Source organism: Sphingomonas sp. NFR04 (genome assembly GCF_900114095.1).
In the GTDB taxonomy this organism is placed as follows: domain Bacteria; phylum Pseudomonadota; class Alphaproteobacteria; order Sphingomonadales; family Sphingomonadaceae; genus Sphingomonas.
The window spans coordinates 504,193-528,163 of the sequence record NZ_FORV01000002.1 but is presented as its reverse complement, the minus strand read 5'-3'; the positions used below and the strand labels follow the sequence as shown (position 1 = coordinate 528,163).

The 23,971-nt window shown below is 66.4% G+C and carries 31 protein-coding genes; 19 read left to right on the top strand and 12 right to left on the bottom strand.

Going from position 1 to position 23,971, the window contains the following annotated elements; all coding sequences use genetic code 11:
* Positions 1 to 47: 47 nt before the first annotated feature.
* Positions 48 to 569 carry a GNAT family N-acetyltransferase gene (locus BM009_RS08660; protein ID WP_175487952.1) on the bottom strand — a complete coding sequence of 174 codons (522 nt, stop codon included), beginning with the start codon at positions 567 to 569 and terminating at the stop codon, positions 48 to 50.
* A 185-nt stretch (positions 570 to 754) separates the two neighbouring features.
* On the opposite strand from BM009_RS08660, the gene BM009_RS08655 reads away from it, so the two are divergent.
* Positions 755 to 1,126, top strand: a complete 372-nt coding sequence (locus tag BM009_RS08655) for a dihydroneopterin aldolase (protein WP_093295416.1) — start codon at positions 755 to 757, stop codon at positions 1,124 to 1,126.
* 19 nt (positions 1,127 to 1,145) lie between these two features.
* On the opposite strand, the gene BM009_RS08650 is transcribed toward BM009_RS08655, so the two are convergent.
* Positions 1,146 to 1,829 (bottom strand): hypothetical protein, encoded by a 684-nt coding sequence (locus BM009_RS08650; protein WP_254772204.1) that lies wholly within the window; start codon positions 1,827 to 1,829, stop codon positions 1,146 to 1,148.
* A 380-nt stretch (positions 1,830 to 2,209) separates the two neighbouring features.
* Between BM009_RS08650 and BM009_RS08645 the strand changes: the two genes are divergently transcribed.
* The 5 genes from BM009_RS08645 to BM009_RS08625 all read left to right on the top strand — a co-directional run bounded on the left by BM009_RS08645 (position 2,210) and on the right by BM009_RS08625 (position 5,410).
* Entirely contained in the window at positions 2,210 to 2,884 is a 675-nt protein-coding gene (locus BM009_RS08645; RefSeq protein ID WP_093295415.1) for an energy transducer TonB, read from the top strand.
* Positions 2,885 to 2,959: 75 nt separating this feature from the next.
* Positions 2,960 to 3,763, top strand: a complete 804-nt coding sequence (locus tag BM009_RS08640; protein ID WP_093295413.1) for a MotA/TolQ/ExbB proton channel family protein — start codon at positions 2,960 to 2,962, stop codon at positions 3,761 to 3,763.
* Between the two features lie 83 nt (positions 3,764 to 3,846).
* Positions 3,847 to 4,326: an ExbD/TolR family protein gene (locus BM009_RS08635; protein ID WP_093295412.1), complete on the top strand. Its 480-nt coding sequence runs from the start codon at positions 3,847 to 3,849 to the stop codon at positions 4,324 to 4,326.
* 26 nt (positions 4,327 to 4,352) lie between these two features.
* The gene (locus BM009_RS08630; RefSeq protein WP_093295411.1) at positions 4,353 to 4,778 is read left to right on the top strand and encodes an ExbD/TolR family protein; all 426 of its coding nucleotides are present in this window, start codon (positions 4,353 to 4,355) and stop codon (positions 4,776 to 4,778) included.
* Between the two features lie 275 nt (positions 4,779 to 5,053).
* A complete protein-coding gene (locus BM009_RS08625; RefSeq protein ID WP_093295409.1) occupies positions 5,054 to 5,410 on the top strand; it encodes a tetratricopeptide repeat protein in 357 nt (118 codons plus the stop codon).
* A 132-nt stretch (positions 5,411 to 5,542) separates the two neighbouring features.
* Here BM009_RS08625 and BM009_RS08620 read toward each other — a convergent pair whose 3' ends face one another.
* Positions 5,543 to 7,393, bottom strand: a complete 1,851-nt coding sequence (locus BM009_RS08620; protein WP_254772235.1) for a methyl-accepting chemotaxis protein — start codon at positions 7,391 to 7,393, stop codon at positions 5,543 to 5,545.
* A gap of 163 nt (positions 7,394 to 7,556) precedes the next feature.
* Between BM009_RS08620 and BM009_RS08615 the strand changes: the two genes are divergently transcribed.
* The 5 genes from BM009_RS08615 (at position 7,557) to BM009_RS08595 (ending at position 12,005) form a co-directional block, all read left to right on the top strand.
* Positions 7,557 to 8,000: a GFA family protein gene (locus BM009_RS08615; RefSeq protein WP_093295845.1), complete on the top strand. Its 444-nt coding sequence runs from the start codon at positions 7,557 to 7,559 to the stop codon at positions 7,998 to 8,000.
* A complete protein-coding gene (locus BM009_RS08610) occupies positions 7,981 to 8,742 on the top strand; it encodes an alpha/beta fold hydrolase (protein ID WP_093295406.1) in 762 nt (253 codons plus the stop codon). Before BM009_RS08615 ends, BM009_RS08610 begins: the two co-directional genes overlap by 20 nt.
* A 59-nt stretch (positions 8,743 to 8,801) precedes the next feature.
* On the top strand, positions 8,802 to 10,628 hold the full coding sequence (locus tag BM009_RS08605; RefSeq protein ID WP_093295405.1) for a M2 family metallopeptidase: 1,827 nt from the start codon (positions 8,802 to 8,804) through the stop codon (positions 10,626 to 10,628).
* Positions 10,622 to 11,167, top strand: a complete 546-nt coding sequence (locus BM009_RS08600; protein ID WP_093295403.1) for a hypothetical protein — start codon at positions 10,622 to 10,624, stop codon at positions 11,165 to 11,167. The genes BM009_RS08605 and BM009_RS08600 overlap by 7 nt, the downstream gene beginning before the upstream one ends.
* 103 nt (positions 11,168 to 11,270) lie before the next feature.
* Complete coding sequence (locus BM009_RS08595) at positions 11,271 to 12,005, top strand: SIMPL domain-containing protein (RefSeq protein WP_093295402.1); 735 nt, start codon at positions 11,271 to 11,273, stop codon at positions 12,003 to 12,005.
* A 147-nt stretch (positions 12,006 to 12,152) separates the two neighbouring features.
* On the opposite strand, the gene BM009_RS22575 is transcribed toward BM009_RS08595, so the two are convergent.
* The 4 genes from BM009_RS22575 to serS are packed head-to-tail and all read right to left on the bottom strand — an operon-like array spanning position 12,153 to position 14,741.
* On the bottom strand, positions 12,153 to 12,293 hold the full coding sequence (locus BM009_RS22575) for a hypothetical protein (RefSeq protein WP_175487951.1): 141 nt from the start codon (positions 12,291 to 12,293) through the stop codon (positions 12,153 to 12,155).
* A 43-nt stretch (positions 12,294 to 12,336) separates the two neighbouring features.
* Positions 12,337 to 12,681: a DMT family protein gene (locus tag BM009_RS08590; protein ID WP_093295844.1), complete on the bottom strand. Its 345-nt coding sequence runs from the start codon at positions 12,679 to 12,681 to the stop codon at positions 12,337 to 12,339.
* A 12-nt stretch (positions 12,682 to 12,693) separates the two neighbouring features.
* Positions 12,694 to 13,461, bottom strand: coding sequence for a 5'/3'-nucleotidase SurE (surE, locus tag BM009_RS08585; RefSeq protein ID WP_093295400.1), 768 nt, complete (start codon positions 13,459 to 13,461; stop codon positions 12,694 to 12,696).
* A complete protein-coding gene (serS, locus tag BM009_RS08580; RefSeq protein ID WP_093295399.1) occupies positions 13,461 to 14,741 on the bottom strand; it encodes a serine--tRNA ligase in 1,281 nt (426 codons plus the stop codon). The genes surE and serS overlap by 1 nt, the downstream gene beginning before the upstream one ends.
* A 92-nt stretch (positions 14,742 to 14,833) precedes the next feature.
* Here serS and BM009_RS08575 point away from each other — a divergent pair, with 92 nt between their 5' ends.
* From BM009_RS08575 to BM009_RS08565, 3 genes are all read left to right on the top strand, one after another.
* Positions 14,834 to 15,343 (top strand): host attachment family protein, encoded by a 510-nt coding sequence (locus BM009_RS08575; protein WP_093295842.1) that lies wholly within the window; start codon positions 14,834 to 14,836, stop codon positions 15,341 to 15,343.
* A gap of 311 nt (positions 15,344 to 15,654) precedes the next feature.
* On the top strand, positions 15,655 to 16,122 hold the full coding sequence (dksA, locus tag BM009_RS08570; protein WP_064312986.1) for an RNA polymerase-binding protein DksA: 468 nt from the start codon (positions 15,655 to 15,657) through the stop codon (positions 16,120 to 16,122).
* 114 nt (positions 16,123 to 16,236) lie between these two features.
* On the top strand, positions 16,237 to 16,611 hold the full coding sequence (locus tag BM009_RS08565; protein ID WP_093295397.1) for a PilZ domain-containing protein: 375 nt from the start codon (positions 16,237 to 16,239) through the stop codon (positions 16,609 to 16,611).
* A 141-nt stretch (positions 16,612 to 16,752) separates the two neighbouring features.
* Here BM009_RS08565 and BM009_RS08560 read toward each other — a convergent pair whose 3' ends face one another.
* Entirely contained in the window at positions 16,753 to 16,905 is a 153-nt protein-coding gene (locus tag BM009_RS08560) for a YdcH family protein (RefSeq protein WP_093295841.1), read from the bottom strand.
* Between the two features lie 161 nt (positions 16,906 to 17,066).
* On the opposite strand from BM009_RS08560, the gene BM009_RS08555 reads away from it, so the two are divergent.
* A complete protein-coding gene (locus BM009_RS08555; protein WP_093295396.1) occupies positions 17,067 to 17,264 on the top strand; it encodes a DUF465 domain-containing protein in 198 nt (65 codons plus the stop codon).
* 73 nt (positions 17,265 to 17,337) lie between these two features.
* Positions 17,338 to 17,799: a DUF1465 family protein gene (locus BM009_RS08550; protein WP_093295839.1), complete on the top strand. Its 462-nt coding sequence runs from the start codon at positions 17,338 to 17,340 to the stop codon at positions 17,797 to 17,799.
* A 4-nt stretch (positions 17,800 to 17,803) separates the two neighbouring features.
* Here BM009_RS08550 and BM009_RS08545 read toward each other — a convergent pair whose 3' ends face one another.
* From BM009_RS08545 to BM009_RS08530, 4 genes are all read right to left on the bottom strand, one after another.
* Positions 17,804 to 18,748 carry an NAD(P)H-dependent flavin oxidoreductase gene (locus BM009_RS08545; protein WP_093295395.1) on the bottom strand — a complete coding sequence of 315 codons (945 nt, stop codon included), beginning with the start codon at positions 18,746 to 18,748 and terminating at the stop codon, positions 17,804 to 17,806.
* 112 nt (positions 18,749 to 18,860) lie between these two features.
* The gene (locus tag BM009_RS08540; RefSeq protein WP_093295394.1) at positions 18,861 to 19,385 is read right to left on the bottom strand and encodes a gamma carbonic anhydrase family protein; all 525 of its coding nucleotides are present in this window, start codon (positions 19,383 to 19,385) and stop codon (positions 18,861 to 18,863) included.
* A gap of 5 nt (positions 19,386 to 19,390) precedes the next feature.
* Entirely contained in the window at positions 19,391 to 19,621 is a 231-nt protein-coding gene (locus BM009_RS08535) for a hypothetical protein (protein WP_093295391.1), read from the bottom strand.
* 127 nt (positions 19,622 to 19,748) lie between these two features.
* Positions 19,749 to 21,209 (bottom strand): UxaA family hydrolase, encoded by a 1,461-nt coding sequence (locus tag BM009_RS08530; protein ID WP_093295390.1) that lies wholly within the window; start codon positions 21,207 to 21,209, stop codon positions 19,749 to 19,751.
* Between the two features lie 193 nt (positions 21,210 to 21,402).
* Between BM009_RS08530 and BM009_RS08525 the strand changes: the two genes are divergently transcribed.
* From BM009_RS08525 to BM009_RS08515, 3 genes are all read left to right on the top strand, one after another.
* Positions 21,403 to 22,329, top strand: a complete 927-nt coding sequence (locus BM009_RS08525) for a GGDEF domain-containing protein (protein WP_093295838.1) — start codon at positions 21,403 to 21,405, stop codon at positions 22,327 to 22,329.
* A complete protein-coding gene (locus BM009_RS08520) occupies positions 22,326 to 22,838 on the top strand; it encodes a GAF domain-containing protein (RefSeq protein WP_093295388.1) in 513 nt (170 codons plus the stop codon). Before BM009_RS08525 ends, BM009_RS08520 begins: the two co-directional genes overlap by 4 nt.
* Before the next feature lie 91 nt (positions 22,839 to 22,929).
* Positions 22,930 to 23,949 carry an oxidoreductase gene (locus BM009_RS08515; RefSeq protein ID WP_093295387.1) on the top strand — a complete coding sequence of 340 codons (1,020 nt, stop codon included), beginning with the start codon at positions 22,930 to 22,932 and terminating at the stop codon, positions 23,947 to 23,949.
* Positions 23,950 to 23,971: the final 22 nt, after the last annotated feature.

The following is a 23,971-nucleotide window of genomic DNA, read 5'->3' as shown; positions in this document are numbered from 1 at the left end:
TTAGCGCGGCGCGCGGCTTTGTCGAACCCTTGCGCGCGGAGGTGCGCTCAGGCGACCTTGCGCAGGCGCGGCACGAGCATGCCCGAGCAGTTCGGCACCGCGGCGCCGCGCGCCAGCAGCCGGCGCGGCTCGAACGGGCCCGGCAGCCGCCAGCGCTCCGTGCGGCTCGCATCGAAACCGAAGAAGCGGCCATAATATTCGGGATCGCCGATCAGAATCAGCGCTTCGGCGCCGGGCAGGGCGCTGACGTCCGCCGCGTCGAGCATTTCCTGCATCAGACGCCGGCCGATGCCGCCCTGCTGCAGATCGGGCTCGACGGCGACCGGCCCGACCATCACCAGCGGCACCATCGGGCCCGAATCGCTCGCCAGCGCCACGGGCCAGCTTTGGATCGTGCCGGCGAGCTTGCCATCTTCGCTTAATGCGGCAAAACTGAACGGGCGAATCGGTAGGGTGCCTTGCCGCACGCGATAGGCGGTGCGCAGATGCCGTCCGGGCCCGAAGGCACGGTCCAGCAGCGCCTCGACGGCGTGCGGGTCGACCGCATCGAGCGCAACTATCTGAACCACCGCGAATCCTTCCCCGCTCTCGGACCCCATGCCGAAAGGCGCGCGCCTTAGCGTTCCGGTAGCGGAGCGCAAGCGCGGAGTTTACCGATGGACATGCAGAATCTGCACGGGAAGTGCCCGGGCTTTCGGAAGCGACACGATCTGCTATGGCGCGCGCCTGTTTCGCCCCAGGAAAGGCCGCTCGTTTGCCCGATTCATTGCAGCTTCAGGTCATGGACCTCGAGGTGGAGGTGCTCACCGGAGTCTATTCCGAGGAGACGCATCTGCCGCAGCCGCTGCGCATCTCCGTCATTGCCGATCTCGACCTGCCTGAGCGCTTCCTGCCGGACACGCCGCTCAGCGCTTCGAAGAGCTATATCGACCTGAAGCATGCCGCGACAGACGCGCTTCCCAAGGATGTGCACTTCACGCTGATCGAGGCGGTGGCCGACCATATCTGCGAGACGCTGTTCGTTTCCGATTCGCGGGTTCGCCGCGTGGAGGTTCGAATCGTGAAGCTGGCAATCGCCGAGGCCGACGAATCGATCGGCATCACGCTGGTCCGCCACCGGCGCTGAGCCGGCGGCGGGGTCCAGATTAGGCGCAGGGCCCCAAGTCGCGCAGCACGACCTGATAGTCCTCGCGTGCGGCCTGCGCGTTCTCCGGCGTCTCCGCGGTGATCGCGCTATCGGGCAGCGCCTTGGGAAGCCCACAGGCGAGCCGGTACCAGGCAAGCGTCTCCGGCTTGGGGGCGCCGGCATTGGGATCGACGATGTCGCCCAGCGACACTCCCCAATGCGGCTTCTCCCCGGGACGCCGCAGGATCTGCAACGAGATCGGCGCGCCGTTGGCGGTCTTCACGAATACCTGGGTCTCGCCTTCGCCGGGCAGTGCACCCGGCACATGGAAGGCGTTGCCGATACCGGTCACCGCCGGCGGCGCATCGCTCGCCAGCACTTCGCGGGTGATGCCGCGGGTCCGCGCGTCAAGCTCGGGACTCCACAGATATTGACTGTCGACTCCGGTCAGCTGAAGCTCGCCGGGCTTGTTGCCGACGGGGCGCGCGAACAGCAGCACGCGCTGCTTCTTCAATTTGGGTAGCTTGCCGCGAGAATCGAGCGGCACGTCTGCCAGGTACGAAATCTGGGTCGGAAGCGCGCTGCTCCCGCGAATCAGTGCCAGCACGTCGGCCGTGACGTAGAGGCGGGCCCGTCCCGATGCGAGACCGGGTGCTGCATTTTCCTTGATCCGGATCATGTCGCTGATCCGAGCGTCGATCACCAGCGGCGCGTTGACAATGGCGGTCGCGACAGTGGCGTAAGTGGGTAAGCCACTTTGCGCTTCTTGGCGGATTTGCGCGGTTTGCGGGGCGGGTTGCGCACATGCAGGAAATGCCGCAGCGCAACAAAACAGCAGGGGTAGAGCAGTTTTCATGCCGGTGCCGGTACCGGATTGTGCCGATCTTATACAGAAATAATTCTGCCATGGGTGCATTGTACGACCAATTCGTCCGACAAAGAGTTTGCGTCGTCGGAAGGCCCACGATACAGACTCGGTGCTCTCGCCATCAGGGGCGCAGTGTGACCCGAGGCGAGCGGACTTGTGCGCGGCTGCCAGCCGGCCAGGGTCGCAAGCAGGATTAGAGGGAGTGACGTTGCCGAATGGCTTACGCTGACCGGAATGTAAGTGGCAGTCGTGTGGTAGCGATCGTAATCGTCGCTATCATCGTGGCTGGCATGGGTTATGCCTTCGTCACAGGTCTGGCATACCAATATATCAAGAAGAAGGCGGAAGAGCTGAAGACCTTCGAGGTCGAAGAGCCGCCGCCCCCGCCGGAGGAGATTCCGCCGCCGCCGCCGCCGCCGGACACGCCGGTGCCGCCGCCCCCGACTCAGGTCGTGGTGCCGCCGGCCATCGTGCAGTCGGTGTCGCCTGCGCCGCCGGTCGCCACCACCAACATCATCCCGCCGCCGCCGCCGATCACGCCGCCTGCGCCTCCCGCGCCGACGGCTCCGCCGGCACCGCCGGCACCGCCGCGCGTGGCGAAGGCGCTGAAGCCGCGTAGCTCGCCGGGCTCGTGGGTGACGAACGACGACTATCCGTCGGAGTCGCAGCGTGCGGGTGAAGAAGGTGTCACGGGCTTCCGCCTCGACGTCGACGCGACGGGCAGGGTGGTGTCGTGCACGATCACGTCGTCGAGCGGCTCGAGCCGTCTGGATAACCAGGCGTGCAACCTGCTCAAGCGCCGTGCACGTTTCGATCCCGCCGAGGATGCGAGCGGCAACAAGATTCCGGCTCCGTACGTGAACCGGTTCAGGTGGCAGATCCAGAAGTAACTCTCCGGTTTCCGGTCCGCCGGGCAAGGCGGACCGGCTTGCGCAAGAAGCTATCTTTTAGAGGAAAGACCCAAAATGCTCACGACCATTCTCGCTGCCGGTGGAGCCGCAGCTAAGGGCGGCGAAAGCCCCTACGGCCTGACCCAGGCGCTCAAGGAAGGCGGCCTGATCTCGCAGTCGGTGTTCACCATCCTGGTGCTCATGCTCTTCGTGTCGCTCTACATCCTCTTCACCAAGGTGTTCGAGCAGCAGAAGATCATCAACCAGTCGAAGCGCGTCCGCGCCAGCTTCTGGAGCTCGTCGAGCCTGCGCGAAGGTGCTGCCAAGCTCGAGAAGAACTCGGCCTATCGCCAGATCGTCGACGACGGCCTGGAAGCCCAGGAGCAGTACAAGCTGCTGACCGATCCGGTCGAAGCGCATGACTGGCTGCACGGCTCGCTGGCCCGTTCGGAAGGCACGATCAACTCGGCGCTGGGCGGTGGTCTCGCCTTCCTCGCGACCGTCGGCGCGACCTCGCCGTTCATCGGCCTGTTCGGTACCGTTATCGGCATCTACCGCGCGCTCATCAAGATCGGCTCGGCCGGTCAGGCTTCGATCGACGCCGTTGCCGGCCCGGTCGGTGAAGCGCTCATCATGACCGCACTCGGCCTCGTCGTCGCCGTGCCGGCCGTGCTCGCCTTCAACTTCCTGCAGCGTCGCAACAAGGCGATCGCCGAGAACCTGAACGCGTTCTCGAACGACGTGCTCGGCTACCTCGCCTCGGACGGCCGCGTGAAGCCGGCGACTGCCGCTGCCGCGAAGAAGCCGGCCGTTGCCGCCGCTGCGAAGCCGGCGACCACGACCGCTGGCCAGACCGGCGGCACCCCGACCCGCCCGTAAGACCAAGGTCGCAGGGCTGCGCACGTCGCGTAGCCCTGCCGCCGGATCGCGATCCGGCGCACAAGAGGATAGGATAGCGCCCAATGGCGATTAGCACAGGCAGCGGCGGCGACGACGCACCGATGTCGGACATCAACACCACGCCGCTCGTCGACGTGATGCTGGTTCTTCTGATCATCTTCCTCATCGCCGTTCCCGTTGTGGTCCAGACGATCGACCTCGCGTTGCCGAAGGTGCAGTTCGAGCCGACGACCACCAAGCCGGAGAACGTCTCGCTTTCGGTCAAGGGCGGCCCGGACGGTTGTGAAATCTTCTGGGGTCTGACCCGGGTCAATCACACCGAGCTGCTCGACCGCGCGGTTGCCAAGCTGAAGGCCGAGATCGACCGACAGGGCGGCCCGAACGCCGCTGGCCTTGAACTTCCCGAAGTTCATATCCGCGGTGACGTCAACACGCCCTACCGTTGCATCGGTGGCACCATCTATACGATGCAGATGGCGGGTTTCGTGAAGGTCGGCTTCATCTCGGAACCGGAGCCCGGTTCGAATACCGCTCGGCTCTGATCGGTCCCGTTTAAGGAGTTACGACAATGGCAATGAGCGCAGGCCGTGATGACGGCGAGCCGATGATGGACATGAACACGACGCCGTTGATCGACGTCATGCTCGTGCTCCTCATCATGTTCATCATCACCATTCCGGTCCAGACGCATGCGGTGAAGGTCGACCTGCCGCAGCCGAGCGCCAACAACGCCCCGCCCGTCGAGCCGGACAAGAACAAGGTCTATATCGACGCGCAGGGCCAGGTGTTCTGGAACAGCATGCCGATCAACGACGTGATGCTGCGCCAGTATCTGGACGCATCGCTCCAGCGTTCGCCGGAGCCCGAGCTGCACTTCCAGCCGGACCCCGCGGCGCGGTACGAAGTGGTCGATCGCGTTCTGGCGATCATCAAGCGGGCGAACGTCACGAAGCTCGGCTTCGTCGGCAATGAGCAGTACCGCAACGATTTCTGATCCGCAGCGCGGTCAGAGTATTTTGGGAAGGCGGCCCTTCGGGGCCGCCTTTTTTTGTGCCTTCGAAAGAAGGCGCCTCGGCAGGTCGCGCTGGCAAAATGGCCAATGCCTCCATCCCTGCAAGCGAAGAAATGCGCGCATGTACGCCGTGCCCCGCCTCGCCGCGCGGCTAAGCGCAAATGCGGGGTTGCAGCGATGTCGCGAACGTGTCACCTCTTAGTCATCCAAGTGTCATAAAAGTGCAACCTTGGTGTAACGACGAGAAGGAGAGCGTTATGTCGATCAAACTTGTCGCAGCGGCCGCGGTGTCGCTGCTGGCCCTGGCTTCGCCGGCGGTTGCGCAGGATTCGAGTCTCGCGGCCCGGGAGATCATGACGGGGTCCTATGCCACGGCCGAGCAGAAGCTCCTGAGCCAGATGCGCTTCGATCAGCGTCCGGAATTGCAGCTGAACCTCGCGGCGATCTACTATGCGACGGGCCGTGTCGACGAGGCGCGCACCCTGTACGAGCAGGTGCTGCAGAAAGACGACGTGCCGATGACCGTGACCACCGACCGCGTCGCAGGATCGCATGCGATTGCCGAAACCGGTCTGCGCTATTTGAGCAAGCGCCAGCGCATCGCGTCGCGCTGATCAGCAAAGCGGGCGGATCGCCGACAGCCGATCCGCTCTCGCTTGGGAAAAGGAAAAGCGCGCCAGGCTGGGCCGGCGCGCTTTTCCTTTTTTCGCATTCGGGATCGGGCGTGCGTGGCGCCTGCCAGTGTCTCAGAAGCTGGCGCAGTCGTCGCCATCGGCCATGGCCTGGACCGGAACGGCACGGGTGGCACCCGAGGCCTTGGCCGCGCCACCCTGCGACGGGAGGACAGGCCGGCGGAGCGGTGCCTGTTGGCCGCCGGTCTGGAAGGTGGAGGCATGGGCGTCGAGCCGGGCGACCTGCTCGGTGAGCTGGCGCGCTGCCGCCGAGGTTTCCTCGACCATGGCAGCATTTTGCTGGGTAGCGCGATCCATATCGCCGATCGCGCTGCTGATTTCACGGATCGCGCTCGATTGCGCGCGGTTGTCCGCCGCGATTCCGCCGAGGAGTTGGTGGACCTCGCCGACGGTGTCGACGATCGCCGCAAGGGCGTTGTCGACCCGCTCGACCGCGCCGCGGGCGACGACGACTTCGGATTGGGTGACGGTGAGCTGGTCGCGGGCGCGCTTGGCCTCCTCTTCGGCGCGCATCGCCAGCGCGGAGACGAGGTCGGCGACGACCGCGAAGCCGCGACCGGCTTCGCCCGCACGCCCTGCTTCGACCGCGGCGTTCATCGCGAGAACGCGGGTCTGGAACGCGATCTTGTCGAGACCCTCGATGACGCTGTCGATTCCCTTGGCGCTGTCCGACACGCGGGTCATCGCCTGCACCGCTTCGTCGGCGGTGCTGCGACCCGATCCGACCACGCCGATCGCCTGGTCGGCGCGCTCCACCGTCACACCGGCGGCGGCGGCGGTTGCGTCGATACGCTGGTTCATCTGGGTGATGGCGGCGGCGGTCTGCTCAAGGCTCGCCGCATTGCCTTCGGTGCGCCGCGCGAGATCCTCGGACGCGCTGGCGATTTCGTTCGAACCGGTGCGGATCGACGCAGTGCCTTCGAGCACGGTGCCGATCAGCTCGCGCAGGCTGCCGACTGCCGAGCGGAAATGATCGGCGAGCTTGGCATAGTCCGCCGGGAAATCGTGGCCGACATCGGCGGTGAGGTCGCCGCCGGCGACCTTCGCGAGCGCCTGGCCGAGCGCGTCCATCGCATGCTCGCGCGCTGCCTCGGCTTCGCGATCGCGGCTTTCGGCCTGCTGACGAGCAATTTCGGACGTGCGGAAATGCTGGAGCGCCTCGGCCATCGCGCCGATCTCGTCGGTGGCGGCATGTTCGGGGATGGCGATGTCGACCTTGCCGGCTGCGAGCGCGCGCATCGCGGCGGTCATCTGCACCAGCGGCGAGAACATGCGGCGGCCGGCATACCAGGCGACACCCGCGACGAGCAGCGAGATCAGTGCTGCCGACAGCGCCAGCATCCAGCGCGCGCCGTCGATCGCGCCCATCACATCGCTCTCGGGGATTCCGACGAACAGGATGCCGATCGTCTTGCCCGAGGTGTCCTTGATCGGGTCATAGCCGGTGAAGAAGGGCTTGCCGAGAATGTCGGCCTTGCCGCGATAGGGCTGGCCCTTGTCGAGCACCGTCTCATAGGCGGCGTTGCGCGCGAGCGGGGTTCCCACGGCCCGGCTGCCGTCTTCCTTCATGACGTTGGTCGAGACGCGCATGTCGCCGCGGAAGATCGTGGCGGTGCCGCCGACGAGGCGCTTCACTTCGTCGACCGGCGCGTCCCAATTGTTGAGCTTGTGGCTGCCGACATAAAGGTCGTCGCCTTCGACGCGGAAGTCCGCGCCATAGCCCTTGAGCACGCTCCAGGCGACGCGCATGTTCACTTCCTGGCGCTCGGCGGCGGTCTGCGCGGCCTGCTGCATCAGCGCGCGGTCGGCGACGAAGAAGGTCGCGACAGCAAGCAGGAGCATGCCGCCCACGGCGAGCACCGTCGTCTTGGAAGCGAGCGAGAGGTTGTGAAAGCGCTTGAGCATGTTGATCCCGTCAAAATGGCCCCGCGGCGCGTAATCCACGCTCAATGCGGTAATCTCCGTATTCATTATAGTGCAGGGAGTTGGCCGGCGGCGTCGCTGCCGTCTAAGGGCTAATACTGAGACTCGTGCGTTGCGCATCCGGATCTTGCGCGAGGAGGAGACGATGGACGAGGAAGTCACCGGTGGGTGTCAGTGTGGCCGGATCCGCTATCGGGTGCGGATCAAGGATGACGACGCCTATCTCTGCCATTGCCGGATGTGCCAGCGGGCCACCGGCGGCGTCTCGATTGCGTTCAAGGGCGTGGCCAAGGCGGACGTAACCTGGGAGCGAGAACCCGATCGCTATCGCTCTTCGCCGATCGCCGAGCGCGGCTTCTGCCGGGACTGCGGCACGCCGCTGACCTTCGAATTCCTCGATGGCGAGAATATGGACCTGACGATCGGCAGCTTCGACGCGCCGGGCCGCTTCCAGCCGCGCCACAATTATGCGGTGGAGAGCATGCACGAACAGTGGCTCGACACGACCGCGCTGCCCCGATACCGCACCGAGGACAACCCGAACGTCGTCAAACGATGGATGGACAGCATTGGCCGACTACCCGACTGAAACGCACCGCTTCGCCAGCTTCGACGGCCAGGAGATCGCCTGGACCGAGATGGGGGAGGGGCGGCCCGTGGTGCTGATCCACGGCTATTTCTCCACCGCGGAGGTCAACTGGATCAAGTACGGCCATGCGGCAAAGCTCGCCGCGCGCGGCCGGCGGGTGATCATGCCGGACCTGCGCGCGCACGGGCACAGCGCCAAGCCGCACGATCCCGCCGCCTATCCCCCGGACGTGCTGATGCGCGACAATTTCGCGCTGATCGCGCATCTCGGCCTCACCGACTATGACCTTGGCGGCTATTCGCTTGGCGCGCGCACGGTGGTGCGGATGCTCGCCAACGGCGCGAGCCCGGACAAGGTGGTGCTCTCGGGCATGGGGCTCGACGGGCTGGTCGCGACCAAGGGCCGCGGCGCCTATTTCCACCGCGTGCTCACCAATCTCGGCAGCTTCCAGCGCGGCAGCTCCGAATGGCTGACCGAGGCGTTCCTCAAGACCACCAAGGGCGATCCGGTCGCGCTGCTGCGCATCCTCGACACCTTTGTCGATACCCCGCGCGACGAGATCGCCGCGATCGCCCAGCCGACCGCGGTGATCTCGGGCGCCGACGATTACGACAATGGCTCGGCCAAGGAAGTGGCGGACCTGCTGCCCTATGGCCTGTTCATCGAAATTCCGGGCAATCACATGAGTGCGGTCACCCGGCCCGAGCTCGGCGACGCGCTGGTCGAGTTCCTCGCTGGTTGACGCGGGCAGGGAAGGCGCGGCAGGGTCGCGCCTTTCTTGATTCCCGGGGACTTAGCATCATGATCCGTACCGGACTCTCGCTCGCGGCGCTCGCCGCGATGCTCGCCGCGCCCGCCCAGTCGCAGACCAGCACGACGCCTGCCGCCGCGCCGACCGCATCTGAAGCTGCCGCGTTCCTCAACCGCGCGCAGCAGGAGATGGCGGCTTTCACGCTCACCTCCTCGCGGGTCGCCTGGGTCAACGCCACCTATATCACCGACGATACCGACGCACTCGCCGCCGATTACGGCGCCAAAGGCACCGAGATGGCGGTCCGCTTCGCGCTCGACGCCGCGCGCCTGCAAAAGGCACCGGGCCTCACCGCCGAGCAGCAGCGCCAGCTGACCATGCTCCGCGCCGCACTGGTGCTGCCGGCGCCGACCACCCCGGGCGCCGCCCAGCAGCTGAGCGACATCTCGACCAAGCTCGGTTCCTTCTACGCCAAGGGCAAGGGCACGCGCGGCGGCAAGCCGATCAACGGCAGCGACATCGAAGCCGCGATGGGCACCAGCCGCGACCCCAATGAGCTCAAGGAGATGTGGGTCAGCTGGAACGACGCTGTCGGCGCGCCGATGCGCCCCGATTATACCAAGCTGGTCGGCATCGCGAACCAGGGCTCCAAGGAGCTGGGCTTCGCCGACACGGGGGCGCTGTGGCGCTCGGGCTATGACATGCCGCCGGCCGAATTCGCGGCGATGACCGACAAATTGTGGAACGAAGTGAAGCCGCTCTACGTCGCGCTCCACACCTATGTCCGCCGCAAGCTCAACGAGAAGTATGGCGACGCGGTACAGGCCAAGACCGGCCCGATCCGCGCCGATCTGCTCGGCAATATGTGGGCGCAGGAATGGGGCAATATCTACGACGTCGTCGCGCCCAAGGGCGCCGGCGACCTCGGCTATGACGTGGGCGACCTGCTCAAGGCCAAAAACTACGACTGGAAGAAGATGGTCCAGACCGGCGAGGGCTTCTACTCGTCGCTCGGCTTCGCGGCGCTGCCGGGCACTTTCTGGGAGCGCTCGCTGTTCCTGAAGCCCGCCGATCGCGAAGTGCTGTGCCACGCCTCGGCCTGGGACATCGACGAGAAGAACGACGTCCGCATCAAGATGTGCATCAAGGTGAACTCGGACGATTTCGTCACGATCCACCACGAGCTCGGCCATAACTACTACCAGCGCGCCTATCAGGCGCAGCCGGCGCTCTACCGCAACGGCGCGAATGACGGCTTCCACGAGGCGATCGGCGATTTTGTCGCGCTGTCGATCACGCCAGAATATCTGGTGCAGATCGGCCTGCTCGATCGCGCCCAGGTGCCGAGTGCCGACAAGGATGTCGGCCTGCTGCTCCGCCAGGCGATGGACAAGGTGGCGTTCCTGCCGTTCGGCCTGCTGGTCGACAAATATCGCTGGCAGATCTTCGACGGCACCATTCCCGCCAACCAGTATGAGGCAGGCTGGAACAAGCTGCGCCTGCAGTATCAGGGCATCGTGCCGCCGGTGGCGCGCGACGAGACCAAGTTCGACGCCGGCGCCAAGTACCATGTCGCGGGCAGCGTGCCCTATACGCGCTACTTCCTCGCGCGGCTGCTCCAGTTCCAGTTCTACAAGGCGGCGTGCGACCAGTCGGGCTGGAAGGGCCCGCTGCATCGCTGCAGCTTCTACGGCAACAAGGAAGTGGGCGCGCGGCTGAACAAGATGCTCGAGATGGGCGCTTCCAAGCCCTGGCCCGACGCGCTGCAGACCTTCACCGGCAGCCGCGAAATCTCCGGCAAGGCGATGATGGAATATTTCGCGCCGCTCAAGAAGTGGCTCGACGAACAGAACAAGGGCCAGCCGCAGGGATGGTGATCGGAGCGGTCGCAGCGCTGATCTGGGTCGGCGCTGCGACCGCCGATCCGGGGATCAGCATCTTCCAGGGCGGGCGAGTGCATTCGCCCGACGGAAGGTGGGTCGTCAGCGCGCGTGCCAATGAAAACCGGATCTGGCTGCGTGGCAATGGCGTTCGACGCAGGCTGATGGGTGCCGAGCGCTACGTGACGGTGCGATGGCTTCCCGCCATCGGCAAGGTGGTGCTGCTCGAACGGACGATCCACTTCAACCGCATCGCGGTGTTCATGCTTGGCGCGCGTGACCCCTACCACCCCGATCGGATCGAGAAGCAAATCGAGGCCGATCTACGGCGACACGGCCGCGCGCTACAAACCGTCGAGAGCCGCACTATCGTCTTCGGGGGAGGGGACGGTAGCTGCGCGCTGGTGGAGGAAGCGGGGCTGCCGCCTGGCAAGGCCGAGGGCTCCTTCCTGGCCCGCCGCGCAGCCTATCGCCTCGATTTTGCGTCGGGTTCAGTGCAGCGTATCGCGCGCTGTCCAGGCGCCACGATCGAATAGGGCAGGCGTCGGAACCCTGCCGGCATTCCGACTTTTCGTACGGATAAGCGCGACTTTCTCCTCCGATTTGTGCAGGTACGTGCGCACATCGGAGGAGAAGTAGATGCGTACCAAGAGCTTCGTTCTGGCACTGGCCCTGATTGCTCCCGGCGTCGCGAGCGCGCAGGGGCGCCAGCCGGTCACGTTGGAAATCGTCGGCAATGGCTGGGTCGATGTGAAGCCGGGCAAGGTGACGCTCGAGGTCGGCTATATCGGCAAGGGCAAGACCGAGGCAGAGGCGAAGCGCGACAGCGCCGCGTTGCTCGCCAAGATCGAGGAGACGCTGAAGGCGCAGGGGCTTTCGGCAGCGGCGATCGGCGATGCGCCGGTGGATAGCCCTACCAAGGCACAGATGGAGCAGATGCAGAGCGACGACGCGGACAGCGCCAGCGATGCCGCGCCTGTTGTCACCGATCCCCATGCGCGGCTGCTGACCTTCCGCACGACGGCCCAGGCCGACGCCGTGCGCGACCAGCTGCTCGTCAACGACTACAAGATCGGCACGCTGCGCGCCGAGCCCGATATCACCGAGGTCGACGCCGCCGACAAGCAGGTCAAGGCGATGGCGCTGCGCAACGCCCGCGCCGACGCCGAGATCTACGCCAAGGAAATGGGGCTGCGCGTCGCGCGAGTGGTGCGCATCAGCGAAACCGGCAACGGTCCGCTCACGCCTGCCGTCCAGAACAAGATCGAGCTGGCGATGAGCCAGGGGCCGCAGGCGGTGTTCCGCAGCTTCAAGCGGGCGGACGGCGCAACGCATGTGGAGAAGGCGCTGGTGGTTACCTTCGAGCTGCAGTGACCTGAGCCTTCAATCCTCCCCCGCAAGGGGGAGGTGGCGCCGCAGGCGACGGAGGGGGAGGAAGCACGACGCTGTGTTCTGGCATCCTCCCCCTCCGAGCCGCATGCGCGGCCCACCTCCCCCTGGCGGGGGAGGATCAAGAAGCACTCAGTCTTCCGGATCCTGATCGGGGATCATGTTCTCGTCGGCAATCTCGGCGTTCCACTCCGCCGAACTGTCGGTGCCGTCGGGCTGGTGGGCGGTGCCGGGCTGGGTATCGGGCGTCTCGCGGGTCGGTTCGGGGTTCATGGCACTCTCCTCTGACGGAGAAACGCGCCGGCCGCGCCCCGGTTCAGCTCTGCGTGCGGAACAGGAAGAAGGCGCCCGCCGCGATCAGCGCGAAGCCGATCAGGTGGTTCAGCGTGATCTTCTGTCCCAGATACAGCACCGAGAAGGCGGCGAAGACGGTGAGGGTGATCACCTCCTGCATGCCCTTGAGCTGCGCCGCCGAATAGACCGCGCTGCCCAGCCGATTGGCCGGCACCGCGAAGCAATATTCGATCAGCGCGATGCCCCAGCTGGTGAGGATGACCAGCAGGATCGGTGCGTTCTTGAACTTGAGATGGCCGTACCAGGCGAAGGTCATGAAGATGTTGGAGACGAACAGCAGCCCGATCGGCAGCAGGCGGTCCATCATCGGCATGCGCGTTCAGCCCGCATAGGCGCCGCGCAGCCGATCCATCGACTCGCGGTGGGTAAGGTCGAGGTGCAGCGGGGTGACGGTGACGAACCCGGCCTCGATCGCATCGAGATCGGTATCGGGCGCCGCCTGGTGCGGCATCCGCCCCATCGCCAGCCAGTAATAGGGGAAGCCGCGCGGATCGAGCCGCTTGTCGAGCGCGACGCGGCCATAGTCGCGGAACCCTTGCGCCACGACCTTGATGCCCTGCACCGCATCCGCCGCGACCGGCGGGAAGTTGATGTTGACCAGCGTCCGCGGTTCCATCGCGACATCGAGCAGCGGCCGCAGCACGCGCTCGCCCCAGGCCTCGGCGGTGTCGAACGGCACCGCGTCGCCCATGCCGCTGCGGGCGTAGCGCTGGCTGAGCGCGATCGAGCGGATGCCCGCCAGCGCGCCTTCCATCGCTGCCGAGACGGTGCCGGAGTAGCTGACGTCCTCGGCGAGATTGCCGCCGCGATTGACGCCGGAGAGGATCAGGTCGGGCTTGGCATCGGCCATCACCTCTGCGAGCGCGAACATCACGCAGTCGGTGGGCGTGCCCTTTACCGCATAGCGGTTGTCGCCGTGGCGGCGGACGCGGAACGGCTCGGTGAGGGTGAGCGAGCGGCCCTTGCCCGATTGCTCCTCCGCCGGCGCGACGACGGTGATGTCGTCGGAGATCGTCCGCGCGATCCGCTCCAGCACGGCAAGCCCGCGGGCGTGATAGCCATCGTCGTTGGTGAGGAGGATCCGCATCAGCCGCGCGGTTCGAGCAGCGTCAGCCCGCCCAGATAGGGCTGGAGCACCGCCGGCACCGCCACCGCGCCATTCTCCTGCTGATAATTCTCCAGAACTGCGACCAGCGTGCGGCCCACCGCCAGGCCCGAGCCGTTGAGCGTGTGGACAAAGCGCGTGCCCTTCTCGCCTTCGGGGCGGTAGCGCGCGTTCATCCGGCGTGCCTGGAAGTCGGCGCAGGTCGAGCAGGACGAAATCTCGCGATAGCGGTCCTGGCCAGGCAGCCACACTTCGAGGTCGTAGGTGCGGGCAGCGGTGAAGCCCATGTCGCCGCTGCACAGCTTCATCCGGCGGAAGGCGAGGCCGAGCTTGGTCAGCACGTCTTCGGCGGCGTCGGTCATCCGCTCATGCTCGGCTTCGGACTGGTCGGGGGTGGTGATCGACACCATCTCGACCTTCTCGAACTGGTGCTGGCGGATGAAGCCGCGCGTGTCGCGGCCCGCCGCACCCGCCTCGGAACGGAAGCAGGCGGTGAGCGCGGTGAGGCGGAGCGGGAGTTCCTCCTCGCTCAGGATCTTCTCGCGCACGGCGTTGGTGAGGCTCACCTCGGCGGTGGGGATGAGCCAGCGGCCGTCGGTGGTCTGGAACAAATCCTCGGCGAATTTGGGAAGCTGGCCGGTGCCGAACAGCGCCTCGTCGCGCACCAGCAGCGGCGGCACGCATTCTTCATAGCCGTATGTGCCGGTCAGCGTGTCGAGCATGAACTGGCCGAGCGCGCGGTGCAGCCGGGCAGCGGCCCCGCGCACGAAGGTGAAGCGCGCGCCGGACATCGCCGCGCCGGTCTCGAAGTCGAGCCCGAGCGCGGGGCCGATCGCGTCATGCTCCTTGGGCGCGAAGGCGAAGGCGGGAACGGTGCCGCGCTCGTGCACGAACACATTGTCGTTCTCGTCCGAACCGAGCGCCACGTCCGGATAGGGCAGGTTGGGCAGGGCGGCGAGCCGGCCTTCCAGTTCCTCGCCGACCGCCTTTTCCTCGGCCTCCAGCGCCGGCATCCGCTCCTTGAGCGCCGCCACTTCCGCCATCAGCGCGGCGGCGGTTTCCTCGTCCTTCTTCGCCTTGGCGGCGCCGATCGCCTTCGAGGCTTCGTTGCGGCGCGCCTGACCGACCTGCAACTCGGTCACCAGCGCGCGGCGGCGTTCGTCGAGCGCCAGCAGCGCCTCCGATTGCGGCTCCAGGCCGCGCTTGGCCAGGCCCTGGTCGAAGGCTTCGGGATGTTCGCGGAGGAAGCGGATATCGTGCATGGCGCGAACCTATGGCCGGGGCCCGTGCCCCACGCAACCCCGCCGCTTTCCACCCGTTGGTTGCTCCCGTGAACAGCGACAAGGAGAGTGCGATGCTGGTTCCCCATGATGCGATGGTGGTCGTCGCCGATGGCCGCAAGCTGCTGATGCTGCGCAACCAGGGTGATACGGAGTATCTGAACCTCGAAGTGGTGCGGAAGGAGCTTCACCCCAATCCCAAGGACTCCGACCAGAAGACCGATTCGTCGGGTCGTTCCTCGTCGACCCAGTCCGGCCCCGGCGCGCCCGCGGTGGCACAAGGCGGCTCGATGCATGCGCAGGGCGGCGGCGCCCAGTTCGCACCGGCGCGCGGCACGATGGGCGAAACCGATTTCCACCAATTGGAAGAAGATCGCTTCGCCGCCGAAGTCGCCGGCATGCTCAAGGAGGAAGCGCTCCGCAACAGCTTCGAGTCGCTGATCATCGTCGCACCGCCCAAGACGCTGGGCGAGCTGCGCAAGCATTACCATGTCAGCGTCAGCGATCGGCTGAAGGGCGAGCTGGCCAAGGACCTGACCGATCACCCCGTGCCGGATATCGAGAAGGCGCTGCAATCGGCCTGAAGATTCGTGGCGGACGGGGCGGGGGCCCTGTCCGCCATGTCTCTAAGCGGTTGCTGCGACTACCCGCCCGTTGTTCGAATTCAGGACAAGAGCCGTTTCGAGACGTGCTCCGGATGGCCCCTGTCTCGACGCGAAACGGAAAAAAGTGCAAATGGTTCAGGCGGGGCTAATTTCTACCAAATTATAGGGAATTCCCGCCAAAAAGCTTTCGCGGCATTGGCTTGTTAATGGCTGCTTGCGAAAGTATAGCGCCTGCGGGCAATGCAGTCTCTCGAGCGGCACGCCACCGGGGACTGGTGTGGAGAGTGGGAATGGCAACTGTTTTGGGCCGTTTTGACGAGCACGATAAAAGCGTTCCTCCGGCCGCGAATGACGGCGACGACGGATACCGGCCGAGCGACGACGAACCCTTTATGAATCCGCGGCAGCAGGAATATTTCCGCGCCAAGCTGAATGCCTGGAAGGACGCGATCTACCGCGAGGCGGCCGGGACGCTGAACCAGCTCCAGTCCGAGCCGCTGCGCGAGGCGGACCTCACCGATCGCGCGTCGAGCGAGACCGACTGGTCGATCGAGCTGCGCACCCGCGATCGCCAGCGCAAGCTGATTGCCAAGATCGACGCGGCGCTGCGCCGGATCGAGGAAGGCGAATATGGCTATTGCGAAGTGACCGGCGAGCCGATCCCGCTGGGGCGGCTCGAGGCCCGTCCCACCGCGACGATGACGGTCGAGGCGCAGGAACGTCATGAGCGCAACGAAAAGATCAGCCGGGACGAGTGAAATCTACGTTGGAATCCGCTCCGGCAAAATACCGGGGCGGATTTCGGTTAATCCTTTCGTTAAGAGTTGTTGGTCTACTCCCTGCGGGTGCGAATCCGCCATCGAGAGCCAATCATGGACCAACAGTCTTACATTCCCGCCACCCCGCTTTCCGCCGATGACTTTGCGGGCAAGCGCAGCGGTGTCCGCGACAGCCTGTTGCTGACCGCGCAGTTCCGCGTGGAAGGCGAGGATGTCGGGACCGTGCGCGTACGCAATCTTTCCGCGGGCGGGCTGATGGCCGAATATACTGGCCCGGTCGGCATGCATACGCCGGTGGAAATCGAAGTCCGCGGTGTGGGTTGGGTTAAGGGCAAGATCGCCTGGGCGGCGGAGGGGCGCGTCGGCGTCGCCTTCGACAGCGAGATCGATCCGAAGCTGGCGCGCAAGCCGGTGGGCGGCGGCACCCAGACCCCGGCCTATGTGAAGCCGATCTTCACGCGCCGCTGAGCGACAGCGAGCGTGATTTTTCGAAAACGCTGATTCTCGCTGCGCGCCGTCGTGATCGCCGGGAAGTGTTTCCCCGGCTCGCGCGGCAAGTTTCTGCCGCGCGAGTCCAAGGTTGCGGTAAATAGTCTGTGAATGGGACAGCTATCGCTGCATCTCTTCCTTGACCCGCAGCTTCTCTTTCTTCAATTGCGCTAGGAGTATGTGATCGGGGAGGGGGCGCTGCGTTTCGGTGGCGATTCGCTGATCGAGCTGCGAATGTTTGGCGTTAAGTGCCGAAAGATGCCCGGTGTGCATGAAGCATTCCTCCTTCAATGACTCTGAGGGTAGCGAAGTACATCATGTTTTGCGCCGCTTGTCGCGTGCAGAATCAACACTGATCGACAGACCGCGGAAAAGCCGCGATGGTTTGCGGGCCGGGCAATGCCCCGGCGAGTCGGGCGCACTGGGGGCACAGAATGGACGAAAGCGAGATCCGGCGCCGGTTGGAGCCCCTGCGTGCCGAGCATCGCGACCTGGATGCCGCGATCGCCGCCCTGGCGGATACCGGGACCGGCGACCAGCTGCAGATTGCGCGTCTGAAAAAGCGCAAGCTCAAGCTGCGCGACGAGATTTCGCTGCTCGAGGACCATCTCATCCCGGACATCATTGCATGAGGGTTCCGTTTTGCTGCGGCGCAGCGCGATTGGCACTTTCCGCGCGCCGGGCTCCTGTGGCAGCTATGGGGGCATGAAGCGCCCGGACGCCCTCAAACTGCATCGCCGCCTTGTCGACTCGCTCTATGTCGAGGCGATGGTGCTGGCAGACGAAGCGCGCGGCTATTTCGACCAGCTCGGCCGTGACGAGCGCGACGCGCTGTCGGCGCTGAGCCGGGTGGCCTTTTCCTGCGAATCGCTGAAGGTCACGACGCGGCTGATGCACGTCATTGCCTGGCTGCTGACCCAGCGTGCGGTGGATTCGGGCGAACTGCAGCTGGCGGATGCGCGCGCGCCCGGGCGGCGCCTCGGCCCGGCGCCAGAAACCGATGCTGCACTGCTCGACGACATGCCGCTTCAGGCAGTCACGATCGTCCGCGCGAGCATGGACCTGTATCGCCGCGTTGCGCGGCTCGACTCTGCCTTCGATGTCCCGATGGTGGCGGTGCCGAGCCCCGCGCGGCGGATGCTCGACCGGCTCGCCGGCGCCTTCTGAGACCCTAGAGCGCGAGCCGCGCCCGCGCCGCGGCATATTCCGCCCGCAGCCGTTCGACCCGTGCAGCCGCCGGCTCGATCGCATGCACCGCGCCGATGCCCTGGCCCGATCCCCAGATGTCCTTCCACGCCTTGGCGCCGCCGAAGTTCATCGCGCTCGGATCGCTTTCCGGCAGATTCTCGGGATCCAGTCCGGCGTTCACGATCGAGGCGCGCAGGTAATTGCCGTGCACCCCGGTGAAGAGGTTCGAATAGACGATGTCCTCGGCCCGACCGTCGACGATCGCTTGCTTATAGGCCTGGACGGCATTGGCTTCCTCGGTGGCGATGAACGGCGAGCCGATATAGGCGAGGTCGGCACCCATCGCCTGCGCGGCCAGCACCGCGCCGCCCGTGGCGATGGAGCCCGACAGGGCGACCGGTCCGTCGAACCATTCGCGCACTTCCTGGACCAGCGCGAAGGGGCTCAGTCGCCCGGCATGACCCCCGGCGCCCGCGGCGACGAGGATCAGGCCATCGGCGCCTTTCTCGACGGCCTTGTGCGCAAAGCGATCGTCGATGACGTCGTGCAGCGTGATGCCGCCCCAGCCATGCACCGCGTCGTTGAGCTCCGGGCGGGCGCCGAGCGAGGTGATGACGATCGGCACCTTCCACTTGGCGCAGCTCGCCACATCCTCCTCCAGCCGCGGGTTGGAGCGGTGGACGATCTGGTTGACCGCGAAGGGCGCGGCGGGGGTTTCCGGATGGGCGCGGTCCCAGGCCGCGAGTTCCTCGGTGATCTGGTGCAGCCACTCGTCGAGCTGGCTCTGCGGCCGCGCGTTCAGCGCAGGAAAAGAGCCGACGATCCCCGCCTTGCACTGGGCGATGACCAGTTCGGGGCAGGAGATGATGAACAGCGGCGAGCCGATGACGGGAAGCCGCAGACGATCGAAGAGAGCCGGTAGCGCCATGCCCGAGTGATACCGCAGCGACGAACCCTGTCTAGGCACGCGGTGGCGACGCTACGGCAAGCAGGGGCGGATGCAGCGTCGCAGCGCGACCCAATCCGCGAAAGCACGCGAATCAGTCGATTCGGGTGAGCCCCGCCGCATAGTCGCGCTGCTTGGCGGCGTAGAGTGCGGCGCTCGCGCGGAGCATGGCGCGTTGGGTGTCGTCGAGCGGCCGCACGGCTCGCGCCGGGCTGCCGATGATCAGGTGGCCTGCAGGAAACTCCTTGCCCTCGGTGACCAGCGCACCGGCGCCGACCAGGCACTCGGCGCCGATCACCGCGCGGTTGAGGATGATCGCGCCCATGCCGATCAGCGTGCCCCCGCCGATCGTGCAGCCGTGCAGCACCGCATGGTGACCTACCGTCACCTCCTCGCCAATGGTCAGCGGCGCACCGGGATCCGAATGGAGCAGCGCACCTTCCTGGATGTTGCTGCGCGCGCCGATGATGATCGGCGTGTTGTCGGCGCGGACCACGGCGCCGAACCAGATGCTGGCACCACTGCCGACCTGCACGTCGGCGATCAGGTCGGCGCTTGGCGCGATCCAGGCGTCAGTGGCGACCCGAGGCGCCTTTCCCCCAAAGGCGTAGAGCGGCATGCGGCTTAGAGCGCGAAGCTCTCGAAGCCGGCGGGCAGCGGCATGTGCATGCCGAGCGCAAGCGCCAGGGCAACGGCGCCCAGCAGCAGCGCGAGGGTCGAGGAGAGCGAGAACAGCCCCCAGCCGACCAGCGTGACGATCGGCGCATCGGCGCGCTGTTCGCGGCGGTTGCGCTGCATCGTCAGCAGCACGAAGCCGGCGGCCATTGCGTACATGAACACGAAGAATTCAGCCATTGCATCCACCCGATCTCTGCTCGCTTTCAGGGCTAACCCGTTCAGCTTCCAGCATCAATCCAGGGGAATTGCGGATCGCCGCGATGCAGCATGCATTCGCCGCATTTTTTTGGGAACAAATCGCCCCTCAGAGCGTAACGCCGCGCTTCCAGATCGCGATCTCCCGCTCGCCATTGCGCTCCGCCGCCGTCGGACTGCCCGATGCGATGGCCACGATCCGACCGAGCAGGGTCTGGCCCGCCGCGTCCATGTCCTCGGCGAGCACCTGTCCGGCATCGAAATCGATCCATCCGGGCTTGCGCGCGGCGAGGTCGCTGTTCGAGGCGATCTTGATCGTCGGCACCGGGAAGCCGAGCGGCGTACCGCGGCCGGTGGTGAACAGGATGACGGTTGCGCCTGCGGCCGCCAATGCGGTGGACGAAACCGCGTCGTTGCCGGGCGCTTCGAGCAAGGCGAGGCCGGCGCGCTGCACGCGCTGGCCATAGCCGAGCACATCGGTGACCGTCGCGTGCCCGGCCTTCTGCACCGCGCCGAGCGACTTTTCCTCCAGCGTGGTGATGCCCCCGGCGAGATTGCCGGGGGAGGGATTCTCCGACACCGGCTCGCCGTGCCGGGTGAAATAGGCTTTGAAGCCGTTCACCAAGGCGACGATCTTCTCGAACACGGTCTCATTTTCGGCGCGTGCCATCAGCAACTGCTCGGCACCGAAAATCTCCGGGATTTCGGTGAGGATCGCGGTGCCCCCCGCGGCGGTGACCGCGTCGCTCATCCGCCCCACCAGCGGGTTGGCGGTCAATCCTGAGAATCCGTCCGAACCGCCGCATTTCACGCCCAGCACGAGCGACGCGAGCGGCTCCTCGGTTCGCACGGCGTGTTCGGCCTGCTGGATCAGCTGCTCGACCAGCGCGATGCCTTCCTCGACTTCGTCGCCCGCCGCCTGCGCACCGATCGTGCGGAGATTCGGGTGCGAAATACCCTCTAGCATGCCGCGCATCTGATTGGATTCGCAGCCAAGCCCAACAAGGAGGACGCCGCCGGCATTGGGATGGTTGGCGAGCGCCGTCAGGATCGCGCGCGTGCCCTCCAGATCGTCGCCGAGTTGCGAGCAGCCAAAGGGATGCGCGAAGGCATGGATGCCGTCGACCCGGCCCTCGAATCGCCGGGCGGCGCGCTCGGCGATCTTCTCGGCTATGCGACCGACGCAGCCGACCGTGGGCAGGATCCATATCTCGTTACGGGTACCCACGCGTCCGTCGGCGCGCCGATAGCCGAGGAACGTCGGCCCCCGCGTTTCCGGTGCGGCTTCGAACGCGGGCTGGTAGACATAGCTGCCACTCGCGGCCAGCGCGGTCGCAACATTATGGGTGTGGACATGCTCGCCCGCGGCGATCGCGCGGGTTGCGCGGCCGATCGGAAAGCCGAACTTGTGGACCGGCGCCCCGGCGTCGATCGGTTGCAACGCCACCTTGTGGCCTTGGGGAATGGCTGCGGTAACGGTGACACCAAGGGCCGTTTCGCCCGCTCGCAGCGGGCGGAGGGCGGTGGCGACGGGATCGCGCGGATCGATCTGGAACAAGGCTGCGGTCATAACTCGGAGTATAGGGTGGTGAGGCCGAACCTCCTAGAGGCAAGGTTCGTCGTACCGCATCATTGCGACGACGCGCCTTCAAAAACCCGCACTCGTACTATTCCGGAGCGGCAAGAACCGGCCGCCTGTGTTTCGGAGCCGTTAAGCCATTGGGTCGTAAAGGGGTATCCACGCCGTGGGGGAGTTGGATCGCGTGAAGGCACCACCGCCGCAATCGGCCCTGATCAGGGCGATGATGCGCAGTTTCCGTTGGACGATGCGGCTGAGCCGCCTGCAGGCCTGGATCGTGGTCTGCACGGCCATGGTCGTCACGATTTTCGCCGATTGGGCCACCGGACCGATGGTCTCGATGACGATCGGCTATCTGTTCGTCGACATTCTCGCCGCATGGGCGCTGCGCGAGCGCGCCGGGATCATCGTGGTGCTGTTCTCGATCGGGCTCGGATCTACGTTGAACGGGTTTGGCGCGATCCCTGCGGCCGACCTGCATGCGCTTTCCGCCTCGGTCGTGATCTGGAACACGGTGACGCGAGTCGCAGGCGCGGTCATGATCGTCTTGATGGTCGCCACCTTGCGCCACACCATCGACGGCGAGTTGTGGCGAGCCTCCACCGACTATCTTACCCGCTCGCTCAACGGCGGCGCATTTCGCAGCCAGCTGGAACGGGTGGCGCAGATCGGCCGGCGGCGGGGCTCCACCCTGCTGCTGCTCTACATGGATCTGGACGGCTTCAAGGCGGTGAACGACCGGCACGGGCATGCCGCGGGCGACCTGGTGCTGCGGCGATTCGCCGACGAGGCCCGCGCCCGCATGCGGCCCGACGATCTGTTCGCCCGGCTCGGCGGCGACGAATTCTGCGCCTTCCTTGCGATCGAGCGCGGCGTGCCGCCCGAGCAGGTCGCCGAGAGCCTGCACGCGCGGCTCAGCGAGGCGCTGCGCTCGACCGGCCACGCGGTCACCTGCAGCATGGGCGCGGTGGTGATCGATGCCGGGGCGGCCGGGGATACCGAACGGATGATCGGATTGGCGGACGAGGCGATGCTGGAAGTGAAGCGCAACGGCAAGAACGCGATCCGGATCGCCTTTGACGAGCCCGGCACCGTGCGGCGGGCGGCATGACGCTCCAGTTCTTCTCCGCCGCCTTCCGGCCCGAGGACGAGTCGCGCCGCCAGGGTGCGGTCGACAGCCTGCGCACCGTGTCGCCTGCCGATCCGGTGCTGCACGAATTGCTGGGCGAGACATGCATCGTGCTTCGAACGCCGATCGCGATGGTGACCCTCACCGACGGTGACGTGCAGCGGGTGGTCAGCGCGGTCGGAATGGAGCCCGTCGCCCTGCCGCGCGCGATCGCCTTTTGTTCGCACACCATCGCCGCGCCGGAGGGGATGCTGAGCGTGCCCGATCTCCAGGCAGATCCGCGCTTCCGTGCCAATCCCCTGGTGGCCGGCGGGCCCCATGTGCGGCACTATACCGGGGTGGTGGTCCGCAGCGGCCCGTTCCCGATCGGTGCCCTGTGCGGCCTGGATCGCCGTCCCCACGGGCCCGCCTCCTTTCGGCAACGCGCCGAATTGCGTCGCCTCGCCGATGCCGTCGCCGACCACCTCGGGGCGCTGCCGAGACGCTGCTGACCCTTCCGGCTTCCCGCGCAGGTGCCGGGGGTTGCTTGGAAACACGGTCCATTGCCGCTAGGCCGGAGCTGCACGGCAACGGGAGAACCTCATGATCCGCACCGGCCTGATCGGCTTCGGCCTAGGCGGCACCGCCTTCCACGCACCGCTGGTCGACGCGGTGGACGGGCTCGAACTGGCGGCCGTCGGCACCTCGCGCGCCGAGGCTGTCGCGAACGCCTATCCGGGGGTGCCGGCGATCTCGCCCGAGGCATTGATCGCCGATCCTTCGATCGAGCTGGTGGTCGTCTCCACCCCCAACGCGACGCATTTCCCGCTCGCCAAGGCGGCCCTGGAGGCGGGCAAGCATGTCGTGATCGACAAGCCGCTGACGCCCAGCGCCGTCGAGGCCGAGGCGCTGATCGCGCTGGCCGAGGAGCAGGGGCGGCTGCTGGTGCCGTTCCATAATCGCCGTTGGGATAGCGATTTCCTTGCGGTGCAGGCGCTGGTCCAAAGCGACCGACTGGGCGAGATCCTGCTGTTCGAGGCGCATTGGGACCGCTTCCGCCCCGAATTGTCCCAGGCCTGGAAGGAAGCGGAGGGCGGCGGGCAGCTGCTCGACCTCGGGCCGCACATGATCGACCAGGCACTGGTGCTGTTCGGCATGCCCGAGGCGGTGCAGGGCGATGTCGCCCGCCAGCGCGGCAACAGTCCGGTCGACGATTATTTCACGCTGACGCTGTTCTACGGCGCGCGCCGCGTGGTGCTGGCGAGTTCGCGGATGATCGCCGCGGCGCGGCCGCGCTTCGCGCTGCACGGGCGTGGCGGCAGCTTCGTGAAGTACGGGCTCGACCCGCAGGAGACGGCGATGCGGGCAGGGGGCTCGGTGCGCGATCCGGGACATGGCCTGGAGGACCCGGCGCAGTACGGCGTGCTGACGCTGCCCGACGGTTCGACCGAAACCATCGCGTCCGAGCGCGGTGAGTATCGGCGATTCTATGCGGGGGTGGCGGCGGCGATCCGTGACGGCGCGGCACCGCCGGTCGCAGCGATGGATGCGCTTGCCGGGCTCCAGCTGATCGAACTGGCCCGGCAGAGCGCCGAAGCGGGACGGCGTATCCCGGTCGCTTGAGCTGAAAACCCCGCGCGCCGCT

Excerpts from the sequence above, each read along its gene's own strand:
- BM009_RS22575 (WP_175487951.1), bottom strand. The coding sequence starts at position 12,293 with ATGAACCCCGAACCGACCCGCGAGACGCCCGATACCCAGCCCGGCACC.
- BM009_RS08640 (WP_093295413.1), top strand. The coding sequence starts at position 2,960 with ATGCTCACGACCATTCTCGCTGCCGGTGGAGCCGCAGCTAAGGGCGGC.
- BM009_RS08595 (WP_093295402.1), top strand. The coding sequence starts at position 11,271 with ATGCGTACCAAGAGCTTCGTTCTGGCACTGGCCCTGATTGCTCCCGGC.
- BM009_RS08600 (WP_093295403.1), top strand. The coding sequence starts at position 10,622 with ATGGTGATCGGAGCGGTCGCAGCGCTGATCTGGGTCGGCGCTGCGACC.
- BM009_RS08555 (WP_093295396.1), top strand. The coding sequence starts at position 17,067 with ATGGACGAAAGCGAGATCCGGCGCCGGTTGGAGCCCCTGCGTGCCGAG.
- BM009_RS08615 (WP_093295845.1), top strand. The coding sequence starts at position 7,557 with ATGGACGAGGAAGTCACCGGTGGGTGTCAGTGTGGCCGGATCCGCTAT.
- BM009_RS08605 (WP_093295405.1), top strand. The coding sequence starts at position 8,802 with ATGATCCGTACCGGACTCTCGCTCGCGGCGCTCGCCGCGATGCTCGCC.
- BM009_RS08630 (WP_093295411.1), top strand. The coding sequence starts at position 4,353 with ATGGCAATGAGCGCAGGCCGTGATGACGGCGAGCCGATGATGGACATG.
- BM009_RS08560 (WP_093295841.1), bottom strand. The coding sequence starts at position 16,905 with ATGCACACCGGGCATCTTTCGGCACTTAACGCCAAACATTCGCAGCTC.
- BM009_RS08545 (WP_093295395.1), bottom strand. The coding sequence starts at position 18,748 with ATGGCGCTACCGGCTCTCTTCGATCGTCTGCGGCTTCCCGTCATCGGC.
- BM009_RS08540 (WP_093295394.1), bottom strand. The coding sequence starts at position 19,385 with ATGCCGCTCTACGCCTTTGGGGGAAAGGCGCCTCGGGTCGCCACTGAC.
- BM009_RS08535 (WP_093295391.1), bottom strand. The coding sequence starts at position 19,621 with ATGGCTGAATTCTTCGTGTTCATGTACGCAATGGCCGCCGGCTTCGTG.
- BM009_RS08550 (WP_093295839.1), top strand. The coding sequence starts at position 17,338 with ATGAAGCGCCCGGACGCCCTCAAACTGCATCGCCGCCTTGTCGACTCG.
- BM009_RS08590 (WP_093295844.1), bottom strand. The coding sequence starts at position 12,681 with ATGATGGACCGCCTGCTGCCGATCGGGCTGCTGTTCGTCTCCAACATC.
- dksA (WP_064312986.1), top strand. The coding sequence starts at position 15,655 with ATGGCAACTGTTTTGGGCCGTTTTGACGAGCACGATAAAAGCGTTCCT.
- serS (WP_093295399.1), bottom strand. The coding sequence starts at position 14,741 with ATGCACGATATCCGCTTCCTCCGCGAACATCCCGAAGCCTTCGACCAG.
- BM009_RS08620 (WP_254772235.1), bottom strand. The coding sequence starts at position 7,393 with ATGCTCAAGCGCTTTCACAACCTCTCGCTCGCTTCCAAGACGACGGTG.
- BM009_RS08645 (WP_093295415.1), top strand. The coding sequence starts at position 2,210 with ATGGCTTACGCTGACCGGAATGTAAGTGGCAGTCGTGTGGTAGCGATC.
- BM009_RS08575 (WP_093295842.1), top strand. The coding sequence starts at position 14,834 with ATGCTGGTTCCCCATGATGCGATGGTGGTCGTCGCCGATGGCCGCAAG.
- BM009_RS08625 (WP_093295409.1), top strand. The coding sequence starts at position 5,054 with ATGTCGATCAAACTTGTCGCAGCGGCCGCGGTGTCGCTGCTGGCCCTG.
- BM009_RS08515 (WP_093295387.1), top strand. The coding sequence starts at position 22,930 with ATGATCCGCACCGGCCTGATCGGCTTCGGCCTAGGCGGCACCGCCTTC.
- BM009_RS08530 (WP_093295390.1), bottom strand. The coding sequence starts at position 21,209 with ATGACCGCAGCCTTGTTCCAGATCGATCCGCGCGATCCCGTCGCCACC.
- BM009_RS08565 (WP_093295397.1), top strand. The coding sequence starts at position 16,237 with ATGGACCAACAGTCTTACATTCCCGCCACCCCGCTTTCCGCCGATGAC.
- BM009_RS08520 (WP_093295388.1), top strand. The coding sequence starts at position 22,326 with ATGACGCTCCAGTTCTTCTCCGCCGCCTTCCGGCCCGAGGACGAGTCG.
- surE (WP_093295400.1), bottom strand. The coding sequence starts at position 13,461 with ATGCGGATCCTCCTCACCAACGACGATGGCTATCACGCCCGCGGGCTT.
- BM009_RS08635 (WP_093295412.1), top strand. The coding sequence starts at position 3,847 with ATGGCGATTAGCACAGGCAGCGGCGGCGACGACGCACCGATGTCGGAC.